The 8,228-nt window shown below is 69.6% G+C and carries 6 protein-coding genes; 3 read left to right on the forward strand and 3 right to left on the reverse strand.

The annotated features are described in order from the left end of the window. Positions 1-126: 126 nt before the first annotated feature. Positions 127-498, forward strand: a complete 372-nt coding sequence (locus tag OEY_RS0126420; protein ID WP_017681051.1) for a DUF3817 domain-containing protein — start codon at positions 127-129, stop codon at positions 496-498. A 96-nt stretch (positions 499-594) separates the two neighbouring features. After that, positions 595-1,488 carry a tetratricopeptide repeat protein gene (locus OEY_RS0126425; RefSeq protein ID WP_010596739.1) on the forward strand — a complete coding sequence of 298 codons (894 nt, stop codon included), beginning with the start codon at positions 595-597 and terminating at the stop codon, positions 1,486-1,488. A gap of 111 nt (positions 1,489-1,599) precedes the next feature. Here OEY_RS0126425 and OEY_RS0126430 read toward each other — a convergent pair whose 3' ends face one another. Genes OEY_RS0126430 through OEY_RS0126440 form a run of 3 tightly spaced genes read right to left on the reverse strand, consistent with a single transcriptional unit; the run spans position 1,600 to position 7,308 of the window. Beyond that, positions 1,600-3,039 (reverse strand): metallopeptidase, encoded by a 1,440-nt coding sequence (locus tag OEY_RS0126430; protein WP_010596740.1) that lies wholly within the window; start codon positions 3,037-3,039, stop codon positions 1,600-1,602. Positions 3,040-3,070: 31 nt separating this feature from the next. Further along, positions 3,071-5,269: a 1,4-alpha-glucan branching protein GlgB gene (glgB, locus tag OEY_RS0126435; protein WP_010596741.1), complete on the reverse strand. Its 2,199-nt coding sequence runs from the start codon at positions 5,267-5,269 to the stop codon at positions 3,071-3,073. Continuing rightward, complete coding sequence (locus OEY_RS0126440; protein ID WP_010596742.1) at positions 5,266-7,308, reverse strand: alpha-1,4-glucan--maltose-1-phosphate maltosyltransferase; 2,043 nt, start codon at positions 7,306-7,308, stop codon at positions 5,266-5,268. Before OEY_RS0126440 ends, glgB begins: the two co-directional genes overlap by 4 nt. 348 nt (positions 7,309-7,656) lie before the next feature. Here OEY_RS0126440 and OEY_RS29305 point away from each other — a divergent pair. Then, the coding region (locus OEY_RS29305) for a DUF3417 domain-containing protein (RefSeq protein WP_192811094.1) at positions 7,657-8,228 on the forward strand (572 nt) is incomplete at its 3' end.

Genomic DNA, 8,228 nt, shown 5'->3' on the forward strand with positions numbered 1-8,228 from the left:
GCCCTCATCGTCCGCGTCCCCAAGGCGTAACCCGCCGCTCCTTACTCCTGTCACGGCCTCGACGCAGTGCGTCGGGGCCGTGACGTCTCTCACAGCAACGACGGGTCGTCGTAGGCGATCGGCACAATGGTGTGCATGGCGAACTTCTTCGATCTCAGCACCCCGGCCAAGCGGTTCCGCTTCGTCGCAATCCTCGAGGCCTTCACCTGGGCCGGCCTGCTCGTCGGTATGGCGTTCAAGTATCTGCCGGAGAACGGCAACGAGATCGGCGTGAAGATCTTCGGGCCGCTGCACGGCGGCGTGTTCGTCGCCTTCGTCCTCGTCGCTCTCCTCACCGCACGGGCGCTGAAGTGGAACCTGGTCACCACCGGCCTAGCCCTGATCTCCTCCATCCCGCCGTTCGGCACGATCGTCTTCGAGTGGTGGGCTGCGCGCACCGGCCGTCTCGCGGAGTTGTCCACGCAGGCGCGTCCGGCCGACGCGCCCGCACTCGCCTGACCTGCTGTCACCTGTCGCGCGGAACGTGACAGACTGGACACCGTGACTCGACCAGGTTCCCGTCCGTCAGCACGTTCCGCCGCGACCGCCGCGGCAATGTCCGGCGCGGTGGATCTCGCGCCCCTCAAGGAGCGGGCCGCCGCCCCCCCACCTCCGCCGCAGTCCGACTCCGGCGCCGCCGTCGCGACCGGCCTCGCGCCCGTCGTCGACGTCACCGAGGCCACGTTCGAGGCCGAGGTGCTGCAGCGCTCGATGCAGGTCCCGGTCATCGTGGACCTGTGGGCCACCTGGTGTGGCCCGTGCAAGCAGCTCTCACCGGTTCTCGAGAAGCTGGCGCACGAGGGCGGCGGCAACTGGGTTCTCGCGAAGGTCGATGTGGACGCCAACCCGCGGATCGCTCAGGCGTTCGGCGTGCAGTCCGTGCCGACCGTCGTCGCCATCGCCGCGGGACAACCCCTCGCCGACTTCCAGGGCGTCCAGCCCGAACCGCAGCTCCGGCAATGGCTTGCCGCCATCCAGGACGCGGTCGCCGGCAAGCTGTCCGGCCCGCCCGGAGGGGAGGTCGCGGAGGAACCGGCGGAGGACCCGCGATTCGTCGCGGCCGAGCAGGCCCTCGATGCGGGGGACCTGGCGGGTGCCGAAGCGGCGTACGAGCTGATCCTCAATTCCGAGCCCGCCAATGCCGACGCTCTGGCCGCGTTGCGGCAGGTCCGGTTCCTCGCCCGGGCGCAGACTGTGCCGGCCGACGCGATCGCCCGGGCGGATGCCGCCCCGGCCGATCTCGATGCACAGCTCGCTGCGGCCGACGCGGAACTGTTCGCGCAGCAGCCCGAGGCTGCGTTCGCGCGGCTGATCGGATTCGTGGCCCGCAGCGCGGGTGACGAGAGGAACGCGGCCCGTGCGCGGCTGCTCGAATTGTTCGAGCTGTTCGACCCGGCAGAGCCGTTCGTTGTCGCGGCGCGGCGCAAGCTGGCGTCGGCGCTGTACTGAATTCTCCCCCGTGCGGTGGGCGCTCCGGCTTTCCGGATCGCCCACCGCACACTGTTCGGTGGCGGCGGCTCGGTGGCGGCGGCTCGGCGGTGGCGGCTCGGCGGTGGCGGCTCAGTGGTAGCGCCCGGAACAGGCGGCCTCCCCGCCGAGAACCCCCGTCCGGAACGCGTCGACCCGGGAGAACCCGCTCGGCACGGTGTTGCCGTTGACATCGCTGGCGGCGAGACCGTCGGCCAGCAGACCGGAGACGGCCTCGTCCAGGTCCCCCGGTGACAGCCACACCATGTCCTCGGCCGGTTGCGAGCCGGTGCTGTCGGGGCTCAGTTCGGCGCTGATCACACCGGCGAGACAGGCCGCCTGCAGCGCCGTCCGAGGCTCGACGAGCGCCTGACCGGCGGCGTTCTGCACGGCCAGCGCATAGCGCGATGCGAGCAGGACGTACGCGGCGTAGTCGCCTCGCACGTCGGTCGTGATGCCCCCGGCGCCGGTCTGCAGCGGAGTGCCGCGGTCCGCAAGTTCCTCGACGTCGACGCCGATGGTGTTGGTGGCGGGACAGTACGACACCGGGGACGTGGGCTTCGCATCCGGGCAGCCGAGGTCGGCCCCGGTCAGGTCCAGTTCCGGTTGCCGCGGCAGATCGAACACCCGGCGGAACGACGCCATCAGCGCCTCCACCGACTCCTCGGTCACGGGGAGTTCGCCGTCGTCGGAGCTGTCGAAGAACTGCGGTAGATCGGCGCGCCGGGACTCGATCTCGGCGGCGTCGATGCGGGTGCACGATCCCGCACCGTCGGTGAAGCCGATCTGGAACGCGGTGACACGTTCGAATGCCGACCCGTGGATCGCACCCGGGTCGTTGGGATCGCTGTCGCGGAAGGACACCATCGACGCCAGCACCGAGTTCAGCCCGTCCGAGGTGTTGAGCCGGAAGTGCTCCGAGTTGCCGGCGGCGACGTGCCGCATGAAGGCGCCCGCGAAGCAGTCCGCCTGCTGTTCGAACACGATGCCCGGATCGTCCTCGGCAACCGTTCCGGCCTTGAACTGCACGGCGTGACCGTACTCGTGGGCGAGCACCGTCACGGCCGCCATGGGACCGAACGTCTCGATGAGCTGCGGCATCAGGTAGGTGCGGTCCCAGCCGATGACGTCGTCGCGGTTGCAGTATGCGGCGTTGACGAATTCGAACGTGGATTCCCCGCAGAATCTCGGGCCGCGCTCGTCGGGATCCCACGAGACGATCGTGCCGACGGGCTCGAACGCTCCTCGCGCGATGCGGGGGAACTCCTCGGTCCAGTAGGCCTCGATGTCGGCGACGGCGTTGCCGGCGAGCACGTCGACGTCCCCGCCGTCCGAGTTCTCGATCGTCACCGGCGCATCCGTGGCGCCGGGCCGCGGACCACTGGGGCCCGAGGAGACCGGCAGACCGGCCACGGAGAACGGGTTGTCGTAGATGGAGACGGCGGTGCCCTCGATACGAGCGGCACATCCGGCGAGCACCATCACGGCCAGCGCCGGTACCGCGAGGCGGAACGGCAGCCGCGTCCGAGTCACCTGGTCTTCTCCTGTCGTCCGAGGACGGCGGTCACCGCTGCAGCGTCAGCCAGATCGCACCGTAAGCAGGCAGCGTCACCTCCGCCGACGCCGGGCGCCCGTGCCAGGAGCGTGCCGTGGCCGTCACGGCACCGAGGTTGCCGATGCCGTTGCCCTGGTAAGCCGTCGAATCCGTGTTGAGGATCTCCGACCACTGTCCTGTTTCGGGTAGTCCGACACGATAGTCCGAATGGGTCGATCCGGAGAAGTTGAACAAGCACGCCACGACCGAACCGTCGCTCCCGTGCCGGAGGAAACTCAGCACGTTGTTCGCCGAGTCGTTGGCGTCGATCCACGAGTACCCGCTCGGTGAGGTGTCCAGCGTCCAGAGGGCGGGGTGTTCCCGGTAGATCCGGTTGAGGTCGGTGACGAGCTGGTGGACGCCCTGGTGCAGCGGCCCGTTGTGCGGATCGTCGAGCTGCCACCAGTCCAGGCCCCGTTCCTCGGACCACTCCGCGGTCTGGCCGAACTCCTGTCCCATGAACAGCAGTTGCTTGCCGGGGTGCGCCCACATGTATGCGAGCAGTCCGCGCAGGCCGGCGGCCTGTTCCCGGTCGCCGCCCGGCATCCGGGTCCAGAGCGTGCCCTTGCCGTGCACGACCTCGTCGTGGCTGATGGGCAGGACGAAGTTCTCACTCCAGGCGTACACCAGGGAGAAGGTGATCTCGTGGTGGTGGTACGTGCGATGCACCGGGTCCCGGCCGATGTATCCGAGAGTGTCGTGCATCCAGCCCATGTTCCATTTCATGGAGAACCCGAGACCGCCCGCATGGGTCGGCCGGGTGACGCCGGGCCAGGCCGTGGACTCCTCGGCGACCGTGACGACGCCGGGGTGGAGCTTGTGCACGGTCGCGTTCATCTCCTGCAGGAAGGCCACCGCTTCGAGATTCTCCCGGCCGCCGTACACGTTGGGGGTCCAGCCGCCCTCGGGCCGCGAGTAGTCGAGGTAGAGCATCGAGGCGACCGCGTCGACGCGCAGGCCGTCGATGTGGAACTCGTCGATCCAGTACAGCGCGTTGGCGACGAGGAAGTTGCGCACCTCCCGGCGACCGAAGTCGAACACGTACGTGCCCCAGTCCAGCTGTTCGCCGCGGTGCGGATCCGGATGTTCGTAGAGGGCGCTGCCGTCGAACCGGGCCAGCGCCCACTCGTCCTTCGGGAAGTGGGCGGGCACCCAGTCCACGATCACGCCGATGCCGGCGGCGTGCAGCCGGTCGACGAACGCACGGAACTCGTCGGGCGTGCCGAATCGCGCAGTGGGTGCGTAGTACGACGTGACCTGGTAGCCCCACGAGCCGCCGAAGGGGTGCTCGGCGACCGGCAGCAGCTCGACATGGGTGAAACCGGCCGCCGCGACGTACTCGGCGAGCTGGTCGGCCAGCTCGCGGTACCCGAGACCGGGCCGCCACGAGCCGAGGTGCACCTCGTAGACGCTCATCGGCTCCTGCCACGGGCGGGATTCGGCCCGGGCGGCGAGCCAGGCGTCGTCGCCCCACTCGTAGCTGCTCCGGTGCACCACCGAGGCCGTCGCCGGGGGTACCTCGGTGGCGAACGCCATCGGGTCGGCCTTGTCCTGGACCGAGCCGTCGCGGCCGTGGATCCGGAACTTGTACAGCGCACCCGGCTCCACGTCGGGCAGGAACAGTTCCCACACGCCGCTGGAACCGAGGACCCGCATCGGCGCGAGCCGGCCGCCCCAGCCGTCGAAGTCGCCGACGACCGTGACGCCCCGCGCGCCGGGCGCCCACACCGCGAACGACGTGCCCCGGACCGGGCCGTCGGGGGTCTCGTACGAACGCTGATGCGCCCCGAGGATCTCCCACAGCCGCTCGTGCCGGCCCTCGGCGAACAGGTGCAGGTCCAACTCCCCGAGCGTGGGCAGGAAGCGGTACGGGTCCGCGACGACGACGGTGTGCTCGAACGGGTAGGTCACCACGAGGCGGTAGTCCGACAGGTCGTGCACCGGGACGAGCGCGCTGAAGACATCGTGACCGAGGGGCTCGAGGGGATGATCGATGCCGCCGATGCGCACCGCCACCTTCTCCGCCTGCGGGCGCAGAGCCCGGATGATCGTGCCTTCGGGATGTGGATGGGCGCCGAGCACCGAGTGCGGATCGTGGTGCTCGCCGGCCGTCAGCCGGGCCAGATCGTGCGGGCTGGGGGAGTGGCGACGAATCGGGGGCACGGTCACGAGTTCCTCCTGTAGGCGAGGGTGGTTCGCGTCGGCACCCCGATCGGCGGCAACGCCAGAATGTGCGCGACGGCGCGCCAGGGTTCGAGCCGGACGAAGTTGGCCTGACCCCACGAGTACTGCGCGCCGGACACCTCGTCGAACACCGTGAGCTGGTCGTGCCATTCGTGACCGAGCGCCGGCATGTCCAGCCAGATGGTGCCCTGCTCGGCCCCGAAGGGATTGAGGTTGATCACGGCGAGAACCGAATCCCCGGTCCGGGGATCGAATTTCGAATACGCGATCAGGGCGTCGTTGTCGATGTGGTGGAAGTGGATGTTGCGCAGCTGCTGCAGAGCCGGGTGGGCCCGCCGGATGCGGTTGAGCGTGGCGATCCACGGCTCGAGCGATTCACCGCGACGGCGGGCCTCGTCGAACCGTCGCGGACGTAGCTGGTACTTCTCCGAGTCGAGATACTCCTCGCTGCCCGGTCGCAGCGGGATGTGCTCGTAGAGTTCGTAACCGGAGTACACCCCCCACGACGGTGCGAGCGTGGCGGCCAGTGCCGCGCGCAGCGCGAACATCCCGGGGCCGCCGTGCTGCAGGGTCTCGTGGAGGATGTCGGGGGTGTTGACGAACAGGTTCGGACGCGCCTCGTCCGCCTTCGCCGCGATCTCCTGGCCGAACTCGGTCAGCTCCCACTTGGCGACGCGCCACGTGAAGTACGTGTAGGACTGCGTGAACCCGCGTCGGGCGAGCCCGTACATGCGGGCGGGCCGGGTGAACGCCTCGGACAGGAACAGCACGTCGGGGTCGGTGCGCTTGACCTCGGCGATCAGCCACTCCCAGAAGTTCGGTGGCTTGGTGTGCGGGTTGTCGACGCGGAAGATCTTGACGCCGAAGCTGATCCAGTGCCGCACCACGCGCAGTACCTCGGCGTAGATGCCGTCCGGATCGTTGTCGAAGTTGACCGGATAGATGTCCTGGTACTTCTTGGGCGGGTTCTCCGCATAGGCGATCGTGCCGTCCGGCAGGACCGTGAACCACTCGGGGTGCTCCTTCGCCCACGGGTGGTCCGGGGCGCACTGCAACGCCAGGTCGAGAGCGACCTCGAGATCCAGTTCGCGCGCACGGGCGACGAAGGCGCGGAAGTCGTCCTCCGTGCCGAGCTGGGGGTGGATCGCGTCGTGGCCGCCCTCGTCGGAACCGATGGCCCAGGGCGAGCCCACGTCGTCCGGGCCGGCGGTGAGGGTGTTGTTCGGTCCCTTCCGGTTGATCTTGCCGATGGGATGGATGGGCGGCAGATACACCACGTCGAATCCCATCGCGGCGACCCGCGGCAGCTCCGCCGCGGCGGTGGCGAAGGTGCCGTGCCGGGGTGTGCCGTCCTCGTTCCAGCCGCCCGTCGAGCGGGGAAAGAACTCGTACCAGGAACCGAACAGTGCCCGTTCCCGGTCGACCACGGCGGTGTATGCCTTCCCGCGGGTGACCAGCTCGCGCAGGGGATTGGCCCGCAGGATCTCGGTGATGTCGGCGGCGAAGGCGGGCGCGATCCGGTCGGCGAGCGGCCGCTCCGAACGCAGCGCCGCGGCGACGGCGAGCAGGGCCGGCCGGTTGGGGCGCGGCGCGGTCTTGGCGGCCTTCTCGAACAGCCGGGCGCCGATCTCGATGTCGTTCGCGAGGTCTTCCGGGCCCTGCCCGGCGGCGACCTTCGCGTCCACCGCGTGCCGCCACGTGGTGACCGGGTCGCTCCAGGCCTCGACGCGGTAGGTCCACAGTCCCGGACTGGTAGGGGTGAATACGGCGTGGAAGGTGTCGGGTGCTTCGCCGGGAACCATCGGAATCCGGATCAGCTTTCCCTCGCTTTCCGGGTCCGAGCCCGGCCCGCGCACGGCCAGGGTGGCGGCGACGGCGTCGTGACCCTCGCGCCACACGACCGCCGACACGGGAAGCACCTCCCCGACGACGGCCTTGACCGGATGTCGCCCTCCCGAGATGTCGGGACGGACATCGTCGATGCCGAGCCGTCCTGTTGCGCTGGCTCCGATTCGACCTGTCACGCTCGCTCCGTTCCGTCTGTCACGCTGGCTCCGTTCCCTTGCACGGACTGCTGACGAGCCCGTCGGACGCGGCCCGTCTCCAACCGTAATGGAGGGGCGCACCGCCGTCCCCTCGTGCGACGCGTAACGTCGCCGGAGCTCCCAGACAGCTGTTACCCGGCGCCGACGCGACTAAACGGGAGGGGCATCGGCGCCCTCGTCCGAGTCCTGCCGCCGACACGAACCGCCCCTTCGAGGCGCGGCACGGAAACGTCCCCGGCCTGTTCGCCGGACACCCGGCCCGGCCCCCGGACGTCTGCCGCATTTGCCGGTCTTCGCGGACGGCGGATTGTCGGTAGTCTTCCCGGGGTGAGAGCCTTGCGTCGGTTCACCGTACGAGCCCACCTTCCCCAGCGGCTGGCCGGGCTGGGCCCGCTCGCCGTCAACCTGCGCTGGTCGTGGCACACACCCACGCAGGACCTGTTCGCCTCGATCGATCCCGGCCTGTGGCGTCGCGTCGAGCAGGACCCGGTGCGGATGCTCGGCGAAGTGCCGCCGGCCCGTCTCGACGCGCTCGCCGCGGACGAGGAGTTCCTCGCACGGCTCGACGCCGAGTCGGCCGATCTCGACGACTATCTCGCGAGACCGCGCTGGTACCAGCACGAACAGAACGAGGGCACCCGGCTGCCGTCCGGCATCGCCTACTTCTCCATGGAGTTCGGTGTTTCCGAGGTCCTGCCGAACTACTCCGGCGGACTCGGCATCCTGGCCGGTGACCACCTCAAGGCGGCCTCGGACCTCGGACTGCCGCTCATCGGTGTCGGCCTGCTCTACCGTTCCGGCTACTTCCGGCAGTCCCTGACCGCCGACGGATGGCAGAGCGAGCACTACCCGAACTACGACCCGCAGGGGCTGCCGTTGCGGCTGGGGGCCCGGGGCGG

Source organism: Rhodococcus sp. P14 (assembly GCF_000256505.1).
Lineage (GTDB): Bacteria > Actinomycetota > Actinomycetes > Mycobacteriales > Mycobacteriaceae > Rhodococcus > Rhodococcus ruber.

Excerpts from the sequence above, each read along its gene's own strand:
- OEY_RS0126420 (WP_017681051.1), top strand. The coding sequence starts at position 127 with ATGGTGTGCATGGCGAACTTCTTCGATCTCAGCACCCCGGCCAAGCGG.
- OEY_RS0126425 (WP_010596739.1), top strand. The coding sequence starts at position 595 with ATGTCCGGCGCGGTGGATCTCGCGCCCCTCAAGGAGCGGGCCGCCGCC.